At 35.9% G+C, this 18340-nt stretch carries 10 protein-coding genes; 5 read left to right on the forward strand and 5 right to left on the reverse strand.

What is annotated here, in order from left to right; translation table 11 throughout:
• Positions 1-15 precede the first annotated feature (15 nt).
• Positions 16-360 carry a DNA polymerase III gene (locus tag ACFSC2_RS05785; RefSeq protein WP_379816459.1) on the forward strand — a complete coding sequence of 115 codons (345 nt, stop codon included), beginning with the start codon at positions 16-18 and terminating at the stop codon, positions 358-360.
• A gap of 116 nt (positions 361-476) precedes the next feature.
• Here the strand turns inward: ACFSC2_RS05785 and ACFSC2_RS05790 are convergent, their stop codons facing one another.
• From ACFSC2_RS05790 to ACFSC2_RS05810, 5 genes are all read right to left on the reverse strand, one after another.
• Positions 477-1055 (reverse strand): NAD(P)H-dependent oxidoreductase, encoded by a 579-nt coding sequence (locus tag ACFSC2_RS05790; RefSeq protein ID WP_379816460.1) that lies wholly within the window; start codon positions 1053-1055, stop codon positions 477-479.
• Between the two features lie 204 nt (positions 1056-1259).
• Positions 1260-1820, reverse strand: coding sequence for a Crp/Fnr family transcriptional regulator (locus ACFSC2_RS05795; RefSeq protein ID WP_379816461.1), 561 nt, complete (start codon positions 1818-1820; stop codon positions 1260-1262).
• Positions 1821-1902: 82 nt separating this feature from the next.
• On the reverse strand, positions 1903-2793 hold the full coding sequence (locus ACFSC2_RS05800; protein WP_379816462.1) for a Ppx/GppA phosphatase family protein: 891 nt from the start codon (positions 2791-2793) through the stop codon (positions 1903-1905).
• Positions 2794-2827: 34 nt separating this feature from the next.
• Positions 2828-4912, reverse strand: coding sequence for a polyphosphate kinase 1 (gene ppk1, locus ACFSC2_RS05805; RefSeq protein WP_379816463.1), 2085 nt, complete (start codon positions 4910-4912; stop codon positions 2828-2830).
• A gap of 5 nt (positions 4913-4917) precedes the next feature.
• Positions 4918-5403 (reverse strand): SixA phosphatase family protein, encoded by a 486-nt coding sequence (locus ACFSC2_RS05810; RefSeq protein WP_379816464.1) that lies wholly within the window; start codon positions 5401-5403, stop codon positions 4918-4920.
• Between the two features lie 496 nt (positions 5404-5899).
• Here ACFSC2_RS05810 and ACFSC2_RS05815 point away from each other — a divergent pair, with 496 nt between their 5' ends.
• The 4 genes from ACFSC2_RS05815 to ACFSC2_RS05830 all read left to right on the forward strand — a co-directional run bounded on the left by ACFSC2_RS05815 (position 5900) and on the right by ACFSC2_RS05830 (position 18336).
• Complete coding sequence (locus ACFSC2_RS05815) at positions 5900-6448, forward strand: hypothetical protein (RefSeq protein WP_379816465.1); 549 nt, start codon at positions 5900-5902, stop codon at positions 6446-6448.
• Between the two features lie 37 nt (positions 6449-6485).
• Positions 6486-15311, forward strand: a complete 8826-nt coding sequence (locus ACFSC2_RS05820; protein ID WP_379818585.1) for an HYR-like domain-containing protein — start codon at positions 6486-6488, stop codon at positions 15309-15311.
• Between the two features lie 155 nt (positions 15312-15466).
• On the forward strand, positions 15467-16384 hold the full coding sequence (locus ACFSC2_RS05825; RefSeq protein ID WP_379816467.1) for a PorP/SprF family type IX secretion system membrane protein: 918 nt from the start codon (positions 15467-15469) through the stop codon (positions 16382-16384).
• Between the two features lie 11 nt (positions 16385-16395).
• Positions 16396-18336 carry an OmpA family protein gene (locus ACFSC2_RS05830; protein WP_379816468.1) on the forward strand — a complete coding sequence of 647 codons (1941 nt, stop codon included), beginning with the start codon at positions 16396-16398 and terminating at the stop codon, positions 18334-18336.
• The last annotated feature ends 4 nt before the right edge of the window (positions 18337-18340 follow it).

The raw sequence follows: 18340 nt of genomic DNA on the forward strand, positions 1-18340 counted from the left end.
TTTAACGAAACCGATATGCGTCTCCATTGGAATAAATACGCAGAACGTTTAGGTCAAAAAGGTTTCAAGATCATGGAATCGATCTTATTGATCAATGATCCTGTTTTGAATGGCACCACTATCACTTACGAACTGCCAAATGAAGGTTCAAAACTTGAATTTGAAGGTATGATGAATGGCTTATTAGGCCATCTAAAAGGCCATCTGCATAATCACGACATTACAATTGAAGTAATCGTAAATGAAGAGGTAGCAATGAAGAGAACGCTTAATGATCAAGATCGTTACAATCGTTTCTTAGAAATCAATCCAAACATTGAACTTTTACGCTCTACATTTGGATTGGATTTGAATATTTAATTTTTATTTTTTTTTGCCACAGATTAAAAAGATTAAATAGATTTTTAAAGTGAGTAAAAAATATTAAAATCTTTATAATCTGCAGGGCTGTAATAATTCGCGACAAAAAGACTTTTTTATTTATTATTAAATCCGAGATTGTAAACTTTTTCTAACCACTTTTTTCTTTGCGTTTCGTCAGCTGTTTTTATGATTTCGATATAACTTACTTTTACAGGTTTTACACCACAAAATTCAAGAGTAGATTTCTTTAATTGATTGACGCTTGGTCTTCCAAAAAACAATCTATAATACCAGCCCGGCTGATCTAAAGTGGTAATAATATGTGCTGTTTTACCCTTCAGCAATTTATCCCACCAAACTGAATTTTCTCTATATTGGAAAGCCATTCCGGGCAAAAACAATCGATCAATAAAACCTTTTGTAATTGCTGGAAGACCGCCCCACCAAACTGGATGAAACCAAACTAAATGATCAGCTCTTTTAATTTTTTCCCACGATTCGAGCAAATCAGGTTCTAATTCTGTTCTTTTTTGATAACCAAATTGAAGATTCGGATTAAAATTTAATTCCGAAATTGTAATGGTTTCTACAATTGATTCTGAATCTATTGCACCATTTTTGTATGCTTCTGCTAAAGCGAAATTGAAACTTGAAGGATTTGGATGTCCGTTTATAATTAGTATTTTTTTCATGTTGAAGTTTTTCCAAAAATACTTTTTGAGGTTTTCTTTTTACTAGACAAATGTCCTGAAAAACTAATCTAAACTTTAATTTTTCAAACAGATTTTAAAATTTTAAACACATAGAAGCATAGATTTTATTCTCGTATAAAGAATACAAAAACAAATCTAGATTTGAACACATAGGATAATACTAAATCTTTGAGAACAAAAATTTTAGACGATTGCTTTTCGAATTCGGCTTAAATGTCTTGGAGTGATTCCCAAATAAGAGGCTAAATATTGAAGCGGAATTAATTGCAGGTATTTTTGATGGTTTTCGTATAGTTCCTGATAACGCTGTGCGCCAGATAATTTTTGAAAAGAAACCATTCTTTTATGCAGGTTTACAAATTCTAGTTCAGTTAATTTCCTACCGGTTTCCTGCCAATTGAATCCTGATTTATAAAGTTTCTCCAAAGCTTTCCGATCCAGAATCTGTAATTCTGTTTCGGTTAAAGCCTGAATATTTTCTTCTGCTTTTTCTTCTGTTATAAAACTGGCAAAAGATGCCATAAATTCATTTTCAAAAGCAAAACAATTGGTGATTTCGTCTCCTTTATGATTGACAAAAAAAGAACGAAGAATTCCTTTTTTGATAAAGACAATTTCATTACAAACCTGATTTTCAGTTAATAAAAGCTCTCCTTTTTTGAGTGTGCGAAAAGTTATTAAATCATCTAAAAGATTTAATTCATCAGCAGAAAAATCTTGAATGGACTGAAAAATGGTTTTCATAATTATTGCTTTTTGCCACGAATTTCACCAATTGGCACTAATTGTTTCTCTAAATAATTTCGTGAAATTCGTGGCAAAAAAATTAAATCTTCCCGTAATACATTGCTTTTACAATTCCATCAGAAAGTCCAATTTTTGGAACGTAAATCTGGCGTGCTCCACTCCATTTCATCGCGTTCAGATAAATTCTTGTCGCATGGATAATTACGTCGGCACGGTCAGAGTTTAAACCTAATTCGGCAATTCTCTGCTCATATGTCAACGAATTTAAGAAAGCATATTGTGAATTGATATAAATATAAGAAAGCGGTTTTTCTTGTTGTTTCCCAGACATTTTAAACAATTTATTAATGTTTCCACCAGAACCAATCAAAGTTACTTCTTCGTAATCTTTTGTATTGGCTTTAATCCATTTTTCGATTTCGTCCCAAACAACATCGTGCACCATATTATTCAGCAAACGAACCGTTCCGGCTTTAAACGATCTTGAATTGATTAATTTTCCATCAGAAAATAAGGTAAACTCGGTGCTTCCACCACCCACATCTACAAAAAGATACGTTTCATCAGATTTTATTAAATGATGTAAATCGGTAGAAGCAATAATTGCAGCTTCTTTTTTTCCATCGATAATTTCGATTTTAATGTCGGCTTTTTTCTTGATCAGAGCCACAACTTCTTTGGCATTGTACGCCTCGCGCATTGCGGATGTTGCAAACGCCATATAGCGTTCTACTTTATGTACTTTCATCAAAAGATTGAATGCTTTCATGGCATCAACCATTCGATCTATATTTTCTGCTGAGATTTCGCCCACTGTAAAGGCATCCTGTCCTAAACGAATCGGCACACGAACAAGGGAACTTTTGTTAAACTGCGGTTCTTTTCCGTCTTGTTCTACAACATTCGATATCAAGAGCCTCATGGCATTTGACCCAATATCTATTGCTGCTAATTTTCTAATATTAATCATGCTCACTTATGATTTTTTTTTAAATGTTTTTAAATTAATTGGCTGGCGTCGGCGTTGCAACCTGTTCGATTACCTCAATTTTCTTTTGATAATATTTGTAGGTTTCAAGCTGTGCTCTAAATGGGGCATGATGGTTTCTAGGCTTGTATTTATTATCTAATTTATAAGAATGGTAACGTACTTTTACGTTTCCTTTCCACGCAATATTAAAATTGTCAATCAATTCTTTTTTGATTTCAAGATCGTATATCGGACACGTTACCTCTACTCTTCCGTCTAGGTTTCTGGTCATAAAATCGGCAGACGAAATGTAAACTTCTGTCAAACCTGCGTTGCCAAAAATATAAACTCTTGAATGTTCTAAGTAATTATCTACAATACTTATGGCTTCGATATTTTCACTCATTCCTGGAATTCCCGGAATCAGAGAGCAGATTCCTCTTACCTGAAGCTGTATTTTTACGCCGGCATTGCTGGCTTCGTATAATTTGTCTATCATTTTAAAATCCGACAAACTATTCATTTTTAATTTGATATGTGTTTTTCTACCCGCTAATGCGTGGAGAATTTCACGATCGATTAATTTTATAAATTTTGTTCTGGTATAATGCGGCGATACAATTAAATGTTTGTAGCGATGAACTCTGTAATTGATGTCAAAAAACTCAAATATTTTTGATGTGTCTTTTAAAATTCCCTGATGACAGGTAAAAAGCGTTACGTCGGTATAAATTTTGGCTGTCGATTCGTTAAAGTTACCTGTTGAAATAAAACCATAACGACGATTTTTACCTCCTTCGGTTCTTTCAATTACGCAGATTTTACTATGAACTTTTAAGCCTTTAATTCCGAAAATAAGCTCGATACCTTCTGTCTGCATTTGTTCTGCATACGAAATATTTGAAGCTTCGTCAAAACGTGCCTGAAGTTCGATCTGAACTACAACTCGTTTACCATTTTTAGCTGCATTAATTAACGAACTAATAATCTGTGAATTCTTCGCCAGACGATATAACGTAATTTTGATACTTGTAACTTTAGGATCTAAAGCCGCTTCTCGTAAAAACTTCGTCAAATAAGAAAATGACTGATAAGGCGCGTGCACCAAATAATCTTTTTTGGATATTTTTTCCATGATGCTTCCGTCAAGGCTCAATCCAGGAACGGGAAGCGGTTCATTTGGTTTATAAAGCAAATCGTAACGTCCGAGGTTTGGAAAATCCATATAATCACGACGATTATGGTATCTTCCTCCTGGAATGATACTGTCTGTTTCGACGATTTTCATTTTATCCAAGAAGAAATGGAGCGTATCATCTTCAATCAAACTGTCATAAATAAAACGAACAGGTTCGCCAATTCGACGGTCTTTTACAGAAGAAGAGATTTTTTCGAGCATACTTTTACTCAAATCACTGTCAATATCTAGCTGTGCATCTCTGGTAATTTTGATCATATGTGCCGAAACACTTTTATAATTAAAAATATTAAAGATGTTTTTTAGTTTAAAACGAATTACATCATCGATTAAAATAATGTATTGTTTTTCATCTTCTGATGGAAGAACTACAAACCTATTGATATTTTTTGGGATTTCGATTAAAGCGTAACGAACCTCTTCATTGGCTAATTCTAATCGTACAGCTAAATATCCTAATGTGTCTTTTAAAATTGGAAAAACCGCTAAATCATTCAAAATGATTGTTACAAGTTCTGGACTTAATTTCTGAGTAAAGAAGTCTTTTAAGAAACATTCTTGTTTTGGCGTAATTTGCTCTTCATTAATAATAAAGATATTTTCGGCTTCAAGTTCAGCTTCGATATTTCCGAGAATACGTAAACTTTCAGACTGCTGCTGAATTACAATTTCGGTTATATCTTTAATTAATTGATGAGCAGAAATACCGCCTAGATATTTTTCGCCAGAAATTCCAGAGAGACTTAATCGTCGAATGGCTGCGTACCGAACTCTAAAAAATTCGTCTAAATTGTTTGAAAAAATTCCAACAAAACGCAGTCGGTCTAAAAGTGGCACTGTATTGTCTCCTGCTTCTTGAAGCACTCTTGCATTAAACGCCAGCCAGCTTTTCTCTCTATCGATATATTTCTGTTCGTACACTGTAATTATTTTAGGTCTTTGGGGAAAATAGTTTTATGTGTTTTGCCCTTATGGATTGCGTCCCAGCTTTCAGAATCAAATTGCAGTGATACAAAGCCCGAAGTTGGAACATTTTCTATAAAAACATCTCCAAATTTATTAACAAAATTTGTAATAGCCTCGTTATGTCCGAAAAGAATAACGCTTTCAAAACTATTATCACACGATTTGATAACTTTTTCGAGTTGTCGGTCATCAAAAGTATAAAGATCGTCTTTGTAAACGATGCTTTCTATAGGGTAAGAAATATTTTGCGCAAAAATGAGAGCAGTTTCTGAGGCTCTTGCAGCAGTACTGCTCCACATGATATAGGTCTTAGGAAGATATTTTGAAATATTTAATGAAACTTCATGCGCATCGATAATTCCTCTTTTCATTAATGGTCTGTCAAAATCTTTTAATGGAGCTTCCCAGCTTGATTTTGCGTGACGTATTAAAATTAAATTTTTCATAAGTGTTTCGTTTAAAAACCTCAACAGAGATTAAAATTTTAAATAAGTTCTAATTTACAAAAGAAATTTTTAATCGTTCCTTTTTTTTATTTCTGTTAACATTAAATCGAAATTTTAACAAGAATGTGTTATTCGTAAAATATTAACATTCATAAAATTTACAAAATAAGAATTTGTGAATTTATGTACTTCATCTATAAAATTAGTATTTAGTCGATATTATTGCAGTTTGTAAAAAATTAACTAAATACTTGATTATTAATCAGTTAAAACAATTAAAATCGACCACTTTTCATTAAAAAATCAAAAAATAAGGATGCAAAATTTTGTTCAAAAGAGTTAAAAAAAACTTTTTTTGGGACAATTTTTAACAAAAAAAGAGTAGTTAAACGAGTTTTTAGGTTAGTTACAGATAAAAAAAATCAATTAGAAAAACTCTAATATAATTTTGATTGTGTTAAAATTTGAGAAATACCACTAACAAAAATCCTTAATTATGAGAACTCACTTTAATCTTGAAAAAGCGGTGAAATTTGTTATCAATTGTAAGTTCATTTTTTCTTTCAAAAATATTTTTAAGAAAAATTTATTGGCCTTGCTCTTTCTTTTAATTACTACAATTTCATTAGCACAATCTGGTTCATGCAGCGCAACGTTGATTGTTGAAAATAATGGAAACATCAGGAGTACTCCTCTTGACGGCACGTATTACTCAATGATCCTGACAAACAACAGCTCTTCTGCAGACACTTTTGTTTTAAGTTCGAAGAATATTAATGCTTCCTGCAGCAATACTGACGGAAGTTCTACATCGGGAAATGTACTAATCAATACTGATTTTATAAACTCAGAAAGAGATTCTCTTAGTGAAATCACACTCAGCGCAGGACAATCAGTAAATTTTTATGTTCATGTAACGGTTCCTGCTGGTACTTCTGCTCAAAAATGGTCTTGTAATCAGATTACCGCCACTTCTACAAACTGTTCCGGCTATAACGCTGTTACTGTTTTGCATACTTACATCATTAATCCAGTTAATGATTAAATAAAATAGATCAAGTATTCCCTTAAAATGATTTAAAATGGAAAAACTATTACTTTTTTTAAACAATTTTTTACGAGATACAAAACAAATACAATTCGTTGTATTATTTCTTTCCACATCAATCGGATTTGCACAAACTATAACTACTAACAAAACGGTAACGGCAAATGCAAGTAATTGCGGCATTGTGAATGTAAAAGTGGATATTACAGGTGCAAACCCAATTACAAGAAATTCGGATGTAATTCTGGCAATCGATATTTCTGGAAGTATGGGTAATACAATTTCGGGAGATTTTAAAACCTCAATGGATTATGCTAAAGATGCTGCTCTGGCTTTTTTGAATCAGGCAAAAGCAAATCCTCAAAACCGAATTGCGATTGTGGCATACAGCACAACTGCCAGCTTAAAAATTGGTTTGACGTATTTAAATGCTGCAGGTGTAACTCAGATAACGAACCAGATTAATGCATTACAGGCTACTAATTCAACAAATATTTATGCGGGAATTGTACGATCTGAAACTGAATTGGAAACCAACGGCCGTTTCGACTGCAGTACTGCAAGAGCCATAATTTTGCTTACTGATGGAATTGCTAACGTTACTGGAACTAATGGAAATACAAATTGCAATGTAAGTAAAACATCGCAATGCGTTACTGATGCCATAAATGCGGCTACGAATGCCAAAACTACTACCAAATCTAGTATTGTTTATAACAATCAGGTTTTCTCTGTGGGGTTGTTTGGAGGTATCAGCGGTAATATAAATACCAACAACAGCGATCAGAATATTGCAAAATATACTTTAGATAATATTCAGGGAAGTGCGGCTTATATTACACAAAGCGGTGCCAATTTAACTGCAATTTACAATCAGATTGCGACTCAGATTTCGTGGGTTGGTCAAAATTTGGTCGCGAAAGAAACGATTATTCCTGGTTTTACGATCAGCGCCATTACAACAAGCAAGGGAACTGCTTCTCTATCTGGACAAGTAATCACTTGGAATACTGATTTTTTAAATACAGAAACAATCACACTAAATTATCAGCTGACTCCAACAGGAAGTGCTTGCGGCAACCAAACGGTCAGCACATCGACACTGAATTATCAGAATTCAACTTGTGGTAATGATTCAAAAACAATAACGAGTCCGAGTTATTTTGTTCCGTGTTCGCCAGTAATTACAGGAGTTTTAACAGCTTGCGGTTCTACTACTTTGACAGCTACTACAAATGCAGCTTCTCCAAGTTATGTTTGGTATAAAGATAATGCTGTAATTACAGGTCAGACTTCTGCCACTCTTACAGTAACTGCAAGCGGTGTTTATAAAGTGAAGGTAAAAAATGGCGTAACAAATTGCGAATTAACTTCGGCAGACTCTACTGTTTCTATAAGTCCAGCAGCAGCTTTAGCAGCTCCTTCAAACGCAACTATTTCTGGTTGCAGTACTGCAGCAATAACTGGGCTTCCGTATAGCGCAGCCAGTACTAATATAACGCTTGCTCAATTAAATAGTGCGGGAGGATCATTATCAAACAACGGTTCAATTGGAAGTTATACAATATCTTATTCTGATACTTCGACAGGAACATGCCCAACTGTAGTTACCCGAACTTTTAAAGTTACTACAAGCTGCGGAAATGTTACTGCACTACAGACGATTAACATTCAAGATATTACAGCGCCGACTTGGACAACTGCTGCAAATGCATTGAATGTGACTTTGCAATGCAGTGATACTTCAGGATTAACTGCTACGCAAAACCAAGCGCCGACTGCAACAGATAACTGCGGCGGAACTGTAACTTATACTAAAGTAAGCGGAGCTTTTTCTACTGGTTCTTGTGCTAATTCGGGAACTTATACCAATACCTGGACTGCAAAGGATATCTGCAACAATACCTCAACAGTTTTCACTCAGGTAATTACAATTCAAGACAACACAGCGCCGACTTGGACAACTGCTGCAAATGCATTGAATGTGACTTTGCAATGCAGTGATACTTCAGGATTAACTGCTGCGCAAAACCAAGCACCTGCCGCATCTGATAACTGCGGAGGAACTGTAACTTACACTAAAATCTCAGGAAGTTTTTCTGCTGGTTCTTGTGCTAATTCGGGAACTTATACCAATAGCTGGACTGCAAAGGATATCTGCAACAATACCTCAACAGTTTTCACTCAGGTAATTACGATTCAAGACAACACAGCGCCGATTTGGACAACTGCTGCAAATTCATTAAATGTAACTTTGCAATGCAGTGATACTTCAGGATTAACTGCAGCGCAAAACCAAGCGCCGACTGCTGCAGATAACTGCGGCGGAACTGTAACTTACACTAAAGTAAGCGGTGCTTTTTCGGCAGGAACTTGTGCTAATTCGGGAACTTATACCAATACCTGGACTGCAAAAGATATCTGCAATAATACTTCAACAGTCTTCACACAGGTAATTACAATTCAAGATAACACAGCACCTACTTGGACAACTGCTGCAAATGCATTGAATGTGACTTTGCAATGCAGTGATACTTCAGGATTAACTGCTGCGCAAAACCAAGCTCCGACAGCTGCAGATAACTGCGGTGGAACTGTAACTTACACTAAAGTAAGCGGTGCTTTTTCGGCAGGAAGTTGTGTCAACTCTGGAACTTATACCAATACCTGGACTGCAAAAGATATCTGTAATAATACTTCAACAGTCTTCACACAGGTAATTACAATTCAAGATAACACAGCACCTACTTGGACAACTGCTGCAAATGCATTGAATGTGACTTTGCAATGCAGTGATACTTCAGGATTAACTGCTGCGCAAAACCAAGCTCCGACAGCTGCAGATAACTGCGGTGGAACTGTAACTTACACTAAAGTAAGCGGTGCTTTTTCGGCAGGAAGTTGTGTCAACTCTGGAACTTATACCAATACCTGGACTGCAAAAGATATCTGTAATAATACTTCAACAGTCTTCACTCAGGTAATTACAATTCAAGACAACACTGCGCCGACTTGGACAACTGCAGCAAATTCATTGAATGTGACTTTGCAATGCAGTGATACTTCAGGATTAACTGCTGCGCAAAACCAAGCTCCGACTGCTTCAGATAACTGCGGCGGAACTGTAACTTATACTAAAACTTCAGGAAGTTTTTCAGCAGGAACTTGTGCTAATTCGGGAACTTATACGAATACCTGGACTGCAAAAGATATCTGTAATAATACTTCAACAGTCTTCACGCAGGTAATTACGATTCAAGACAACACAGCGCCGATTTGGACAACTGCTGCAAATTCATTAAATGTAACTTTGCAATGCAGTGATACTTCAGGATTAACTGCTGCGCAAAACCAAGCGCCGACTGCAGCGGATAACTGCGGCGGAACTGTAACTTATACTAAAACCTCAGGAAGTTTTTCAGCAGGAACTTGTGCTAATTCGGGAACTTATACCAATACTTGGACTGCAAAAGATATCTGTAATAATACTTCAACAGTCTTCACTCAGGTAATTACAATTCAAGACAACACTGCGCCGACTTGGACAACTGCTGTAAATGCATTGAATGTGACTTTGCAGTGCAGTGACACAGCGGGATTAACTGCTGCGCAAAACCAAGCGCCGAGTGCAACAGATAACTGCGGAGGAACTGTAACTTATACTAAAGTAAGCGGGGCTTTTTCGGCAGGAAACTGCGCAAATTCAGGAACATATACCAACACTTGGACTGCAAAAGATATCTGCAATAATACCTCAACTGTTTTCACGCAGGTAATTACAATTCAAGATAACACAGCTCCGACTTGGACAACTGCAGCAAATTCATTGAATGTAACTTTGCAGTGCAGTGATACAGCGGGATTAACTGCTGCGCAAAACCAAGCGCCGACTGCTTCTGATAACTGCGGAGGAACTGTAACCTATACTAAAGTAAGCGGAGTTTTTTCTGCTGGTTCTTGTACAAATTCAGGAACTTATACCAATACCTGGACTGCAAAAGATATCTGCAATAATACTTCAACTGTTTTTACTCAGATAATCACAATTGAAGATAACACAGCGCCGACTTGGACAACTGCTGCAAATGCATTGAATGTGACTTTGCAATGCAGTGATACTTCAGGATTAACTGCTGCGCAAAACCAAGCGCCGACTGCCACAGATAACTGCGGAGGAACTGTAACTTACACTAAAGTAAGCGGGACTTTTTCTGTAGGAAACTGCGCAAATTCTGGAACTTATACTAATACCTGGACTGCAAAAGATATCTGTAATAACACTTCAACAGTCTTCACACAGGTAATTACGATTCAAGATACTAGTATTCCAACTTGGATAACTGAAGCTAATTCTTTGAACAAAACGATCGAATGCAGTGATCAACAAGCTCTTGCTTCTGCACAAGCTCTGTTCCCAACTGCTTCTGGTGCTTGTGACATTGATTTAACTAATATTGCAAAAGTAAGGGGACAATTTGTTGCTTCTAGTGAATGTGGAAATGCAGGAACTTACACTAACACTTGGACTGTAAAAGATGATTGCGGCAATACTTCTGAAACTTTCACGCAGGTAATTACAATTCAAGATACAACTGCGCCAACTTGGGTAACACAAGCAGGGACTTTAAACAAAACTATTGAATGCAGCGATCAATCAGCTTTAGCGGAAGCACAAAATTTATTCCCTACTGCTTCAGATGCTTGTGATAATGATGTAACAAACATTACAAAAGTAAGCGGACAATTCGTTGCGTCTGAAGGATGTTCTAACGCTGGAACTTACACCAACACTTGGACTGTAAAAGACGGTTGCGGCAATACTTCTGAAACTTTTACTCAGGTAATTACAATTCAGGATACAACTGCACCAACTTGGATAACACAAGCGGGAATTTTAAACAAAACTATTGAATGCAGCGATCAATCAGCTTTAGCGGAAGCACAAAATTTATTCCCTACTGCTTCAGATGCTTGTGATAATGATGTAACAAACATTATTAAAACAAGCGGACAATTTGTTGCTTCTGAAGGATGTTCTAACGCAGGAACTTACACCAACACCTGGACTGTAAAAGACGATTGTGGCAATACTTCTGAAACTTTCACGCAGGTAATTACAATTCAAGATACAACGGCGCCAACTTGGATAACGCAAGCGGGAACATTAAACAAAACTATTGAATGCAGCGATCAATCAGCTTTAGCGGAAGCACAAAATTTATTCCCTACTGCTTCTGATTTATGCGATACTGATGTAACCAACATTACAAAAGTAAGCGGACAGTTCGTTGCTTCTGAAGGATGTTCTAACGCAGGAATTTACACCAACACTTGGACTGTAAAAGACGGTTGTGGCAATACTTCTGAAACTTTCACTCAGGTAATTACAATTCAGGATACAACTGCTCCAATGTTTACAGGTAATCTGCCTTTGGATATCACAGTTTCTTGCGACGCTGTTCCTGAACCAGCAGAAATGCAGGCATCGGACAATTGTAGTGGTGATCTCCCAATTGTTTTAACTGAAACAAAATCAGATATTCAAAATGAATGTAACTCTAATTATACATTAACACGTGTTTGGAAAACTAGTGATTGCACCGGCAGCACAGCTTCGTATACTCAAATTATTACAGTAAGAGATACAACTGCACCAACAGGAACCGCTCCAACAAACGTAACGAATTTGTCAAGTATAGATTTGATTCCTATTGGAAGCCCTGCTGATATTAAAGATGCGGCTGACAACTGCAGTCCAAATGTTACTATTACTATAACGGACACTAATAATGGAGCAAATGGATGTGACGGAAGTGCGTATATTTTGACCAGAACATACACTCTAACTGATTGTGCTGGAAACAAAACAGAATTAGTTCAGACTTTTACAATCGAAAACAAAGTAACTGTAAGCGGTACTCTTACGCATGTTAGCTGTTTTGGAGGTCAAGATGGTAAAATTGAAGTAACCAGCTCTGCTGGTGCAACGGTTGTTATTAGAAATGAAAACAATCAAGTAGTTGGAAATACCAATTTACCTGCTGGAACTTATACTTTAACTGCAACTGCTCCTGTAAATGGCGAAAACCAAGTTTGTACAGCAACTGCTACTGTTATCATTACACAGCCAGCTTACACTATTAAAATTTCTGGACAAATTATAAATGCAGATACCAATTCTCCTATTGCGAATGTGCCTGTTACTTTGATTCCGCAGGGAACTACTACTGGACCAATACTTATGCGCATTACAGGTGCCGACGGAATTTATAGTTTTACAGGAATGCCGGCTGGAAGTTATCTTGTACAGGTTCAAGATGCAAACTTAAATAGCGCTCATCAATTGTACCCTGTAGATTCTAGTTTGTTTTTTACCACTTTAGAAGATTGTAAATTTCAAACACACGACTTCCCTTATGGTGCATCAACATTACCCGTATTAGGAGACTATGTTTGGTATGACACGAACAGTAATGGTGTTCAGGATGAATGGTACGATGCCAACAACGATGGAATTGTAACCAAAAATATTCCAGACGGAAACGTTGCTATTGATTATACTCAATGGGAATGGATTGACCTTAACGGAGATAACAGCTACAGCGGACCACAAAATGTTGGAGAATTAAATGCCGGCGGTTTTGGAAATGCCTTGAGTGCAAATGTTATTATTGATGGTCCGAATGGCTACCATGAAGAAGTAATCATTGGGGTTGAAGGATTCTGGAGAGACAGACCAAACAGTCAAAATCCATTTGGAGATTATACCGTAAAACTAGTTCGAGATGCTAATTTTGATTCTGTTGCTGCAACTTTAGGAGCAACAGGATTGGTAAAAGTCCTTCCTTCTGTAACAGATAAAAAAACTACTGGCAAAACTGGCAAAGCACAATTGCACACTGTATGTAAAACCACTACTGAAAGCGGTTATATTGTAAAAGTTACTCCAGAAGATTTAGTTCATTTAGACATTGACTTTGGTGTAAGCTGTAAAGATTACAAAGATATTGTTGCAAATGATGACAATGCAGGACCATTTGCTGGTGTAAATCAAACAACAACAAATATTTTAAATGTACTGCCAAATGATACACTTGAAGGTGTTGTCGTAAAAGCATCAGATGTAATTATAACTACAGTAACTCCAAATGAGTTTTTACAATTAAATGCCGACGGATCTATAGATATTCTGCCAAATGCTCCTGTTGGAACTTTGACTCTGGTTTATCAAATCTGCGAAGCTGATCAAACAGACAATTGTGATACTGCAACGGTAACAATTACTATTGAAGCTCCTGTCATGACAGTTACAGCCACTCCAATTTGTGTAAACGATGTTCCTTATTTAGATTATGTAGTAACACCTCTAAATTTCACACCTGCAAATGGTGTATCAATTTCTTGGGCAAATGGTTCTAATACTGTTATTACTACAATGAACGATCTTCCGCTAAGTGGTCGTGTACTTTGGCCTGGAGCAGTTGTAGATGGAAACGGAAAAGGAATTGACTGGCCAGGATGGGTATTTGAAAACAATAAATGGATTCAAGCTCCAGACGGTTTCGAAGGTCTTCGTCCAACAGCAAACTTGACTATAAGTCTTAACCCAAGTCAGACTATTACTGTAAATTATCCTCCGGCAGATCCTTATTGTACCGCAAGACCAACATTTGCGATTGTAGCGAATGATGATAATGCAGGACCTGTAATCGGAACTCCGGGAGTTGTAAATGTTATTAATGTTTTGAATAACGATACATTAAATAATAGTGCCACTAATCTGAACGATGTCACAGTAACAATTGTAACTGCTGATCCTACCGGAGCTTTAACATTAAATCCAAACGGAACAGTTGATGTTGCTCCGAACACTCCGGCCGGAACTTATACTTTGACTTATCAAATTTGTGAAAAAGCTGATTTTGGAAACTGCGACACAGCTCTTGTAACCATAATTGTTACAGCACCAATTATTGCCAATGATGATAATTATAACAATATCGGATGTAATACTTTTGGTTTGGTTGGTAATGTTTTAAGCAATGATTTTAAAGGACAGGTTCCTGCCACTTTAGAGTTAGTAGACTTCAGCCTGATAACTGAAAATAATAATTCTAAAACAGATCCAAACATTACTATCGATGCCAGTGGAAATGTTCGAGTATTGAGTCTGACACCAGCTGGAACTTACACCTATAATTATAGAATCTGTGATAAACTAAATACTGCAAATTGTGATACAGCGGTCATTACTATTACTGTAGTTCCAAATGGAATTACAACGATAAGTAGCGAAGCATGTAATGATGATTCTACTTTGATTAATTTATCTAGTCTTCTTCCAGAAAATACACCAACAAATGGAACATGGATCGATACTAATTCTTCTAATGCTTTACAAGGTACTATTTTAAATGCTTTTGGTTTAACGTTAGGAAACTATTCATTTGAATATCAAATTATCGATCAAAACTGTCCTCGAAGTGTTGTACTGAACATGGAAATAAATGATGACTGTGTGGTTCTTGCCTGCGGAAATGTATTAGTCCACAATGCTTTTTCTCCTAATGGAGATGGAATAAATGATTTTTTCAAAATTGACAATATTGACGAATTAACCTGCTATCCAGGAAATACAGTTGAAATATACAATCGTTGGGGAATATTAGTATTTGAAACAACTGACTACAATAATACAACAAATGCATTTGATGGTACTTCTAGAGGCCGTACCACCATTAAACAGTCAGACGGTCTGCCAACTGGTACTTATTTCTACATTATAAATTACAAATCATTGGATGGTAATAATGTTATTCAAAATAATAAGTTAGACGGATACCTTTATCTCTCTAAATAAGAACTCAAAATACACTGTAACTTTTTATATTACAGCGTATTACATAATTTTTTACCAAAAAAAATTCTTACTTTTGATAGGAGAATGCATTGACTTTTTTGGATTAATTCGATTAAAAAAATCAATAGTAATAATTAAAATAATAAATATCTACTATGAGAGCAAAATTATTTTTTTTCGTCATTCTGTTAGTTACAATTACGGGGCAGGCACAGCAGGACGCTCAGTATACCCAGTACATGTATAACACAATTAATATAAATCCTGCTTATGCAGGTTCTCGTGGAGCCTTGAGTATTTTCGGACTTTATAGAACGCAATGGGTCGGATTGGATGGAGCACCTGAAACGAGCAGCTTTTCTGTTAACACACCAATAAATAACAGCAATGTTGGAGTTGGCGTTTCGTTAGTCAATGATAAAATCGGACCAACAAACCAAAATAATATCTCTGTAGATTTATCGTATACGATTCAGACTTCAGCAGATTTTAAACTTTCTTTTGGTATAAAAGGTACTGGTAATATTTTCAATTTAGATATTAACAAATTAAACCCGTCGGATCAAGGAGATCCTCAATTTCAAGACTTTAATAATAAATTCTCACCAAATGTCGGAGCTGGTGTTTACTGGCATTCAAGCAAGGCCTATATTGGCTTATCAGTTCCTAATTTTATAGAGACTAATGAGTATAATGATAATGATGTTGTCATTTACAAAGAAAAAATCAACTATTATTTAATGGCAGGATATGTATTTAATTTGGACAAATACGAATACATAAAATTTAAACCTGCAGTCTTAACTAAAATGGTTGAAGGAGCGCCGCTTCAAGTAGATGTTTCGGCCAACTTTATGTTTTACGACAGATTTGTAATCGGAGCTGCATACAGATGGAGTGCTTCTGTCAGTGCAATAGCTGGTTTTCAAATCACAGACGGACTTTATTTAGGTTATGGGTACGATCGCGAAACCACTAATCTAAATAATTATAATTCTGGATCTCATGAGATATTCCTTCGTTACGAATTCTTCAGAAGAAATAGTAAAATGACAACTCCTCGTTTCTTTTAAAAAAAAACATCATGAAAAACTATATTCTACTTTGTCTGATAATTGTGAACGTTTTTTCATTTAACAGTTATGCCCAGCAGTCAAAAATCAACGCTGCCGACAAGAAATACAACAGCTACGCTTATGTAGATGCTATAAAGACGTACGAAAAGGTTGCAGCCAAAGGCTATAAATCTGAAGATATGTTTAAAAAGCTCGGAAATGCTTATTATTTTAATTCTGATTTTCAAGGAGCTGCAAAATGGTACGATGAATTATTTGCCATGAATTCTAATGTAGAACCAGAATATTATTATCGTTATGCCCAAGCTTTAAAATCAACAGGTAATTTAGATAAAGCCAATAGATTTCTAGAAGAGTTTAACAACAAGTCTAAAAATGACACACGGGCAAAACTTTATAAAAATGAAAGTAATTATCTCGATCAAATTAAAGCCAATTCAGGGCGGTATAAAATAGAAGATGCTGGCATAAACAGCAAATATTCTGATTACGGATCATTTGTTTATAACAACAAAATCTATTTTGCGTCGGCAAGAGATACAGGAAATTTTTCGCAGCGCAGACACACTTGGACAGGAGAACATTTTACAAATATTTATGATGCTGCAATTGATTCCGAAACTGGAAGTTCTTCTAAAGTAAATAAATTCAAATCGGCAATTAACACCAAATTTCATGAAGCATCACCTGTTTTTACAAAAGACGGACAAACAGTTTACTTTGCCAGAAACAATTATCTCGACGGAAAAAAAGGAAAAAATGAAGAAAAAATTACACTGATTAAAATTTACAGCGCTCGTTTAGAAAATAATAAATGGACAAAAATTACTGCTCTTCCATTCAACAGCGATAACTACAGTGCTGCACATCCAGCACTTAGTCCAGACGAGAAAACTTTATACTTTGCTTCTGACATGCCGGGAACAGCTGGTCAGTCGGATCTGTACAAAGTAAGTATTAATGCTGACGGAAGTTATGGCACACCCGTAAATTTAGGAAATACTATTAATACAGAAGGAAAAGAAACATTCCCGTATGTAACGAATGAAAATGAAATTTATTTCTCTTCTGACGGACATCCAGGGCTTGGGGGACTGGATGTTTTTGTCGGAAACATTGAAAATGACGGTGCTATCAGCAATATCCAAAACATAGGCGCCGATGTCAATTCACCAAAAGATGATTTTGCTTATATCATTGATACGGCTTCAAGAAAAGGCTATTTTAGTTCTAACAAAGACGGCGGTCAGGGTTCGGATGACATTTATAAATTTTTAGAAACCAAAAGACTAAAATGCATTCAAGAACTTTCAGGCGTTGTTACAGATGCGACAACTGGCGTTATTCTGCCCGATACAAAAGTGACTTTATTTGACAATCAAATGACACCAAAAAATTCAGTGATCACAAATGATTCAGGAGTTTACACACTCCCAGTTGAATGCGGAAAATCATATAATGTAAGAGCCGAAAAACCAGAATACAGCACAAAAGAAATAGCCGTAACAATTGCTTCGACGACAGGAAAAACCACGCTTCCAATTGCTTTAGAAAAATCAAGCTGCAAAGTAACCGTTGGAGATGACTTAGGAAAATGTTTCGGAATTAAAATGATTTATTTTGATCTGGATAAATCTAATATTAGAAGTGAAGCCGCTTTAGATTTAGAAAAAATATTAGTGGTTCTAACTGATTATCCAACCATGAAACTAGACATTCGTTCTCATACCGACAGCCGTGCCTCATTCAAATACAATGAAGCCTTATCTGATCGAAGAGCAAAATCAACTATTCAATGGTTAATTAAAAATGGAGTGGCTCCGAACCGCTTAACTGGAAAAGGTTACGGCGAAACACAATTAGTAAACAAATGCTCTGACGATGTTCCGTGTACCGAAGCCGAACATCAAGAAAACCGTCGAAGCGAGTTTATTATTACTGCACTATAATAGT

It is taken from the genome of Flavobacterium artemisiae (assembly GCF_042678225.1).
Taxonomy (GTDB): Bacteria; Bacteroidota; Bacteroidia; order Flavobacteriales; family Flavobacteriaceae; genus Flavobacterium; species Flavobacterium artemisiae.

Bases quoted from the DNA above. Each gene is read 5' to 3' on its own strand.
- ACFSC2_RS05785 (WP_379816459.1), top strand. From the start codon at position 16: ATGCGTCTCCATTGGAATAAATACGCAGAACGTTTAGGTCAAAAAGGT.
- ACFSC2_RS05790 (WP_379816460.1), bottom strand. From the start codon at position 1,055: ATGAAAAAAATACTAATTATAAACGGACATCCAAATCCTTCAAGTTTC.
- ACFSC2_RS05795 (WP_379816461.1), bottom strand. From the start codon at position 1,820: ATGAAAACCATTTTTCAGTCCATTCAAGATTTTTCTGCTGATGAATTA.
- ACFSC2_RS05800 (WP_379816462.1), bottom strand. From the start codon at position 2,793: ATGATTAATATTAGAAAATTAGCAGCAATAGATATTGGGTCAAATGCC.
- ACFSC2_RS05810 (WP_379816464.1), bottom strand. From the start codon at position 5,403: ATGAAAAATTTAATTTTAATACGTCACGCAAAATCAAGCTGGGAAGCT.
- ACFSC2_RS05815 (WP_379816465.1), top strand. From the start codon at position 5,900: ATGAGAACTCACTTTAATCTTGAAAAAGCGGTGAAATTTGTTATCAAT.
- ACFSC2_RS05820 (WP_379818585.1), top strand. From the start codon at position 6,486: ATGGAAAAACTATTACTTTTTTTAAACAATTTTTTACGAGATACAAAA.
- ACFSC2_RS05825 (WP_379816467.1), top strand. From the start codon at position 15,467: ATGAGAGCAAAATTATTTTTTTTCGTCATTCTGTTAGTTACAATTACG.
- ACFSC2_RS05830 (WP_379816468.1), top strand. From the start codon at position 16,396: ATGAAAAACTATATTCTACTTTGTCTGATAATTGTGAACGTTTTTTCA.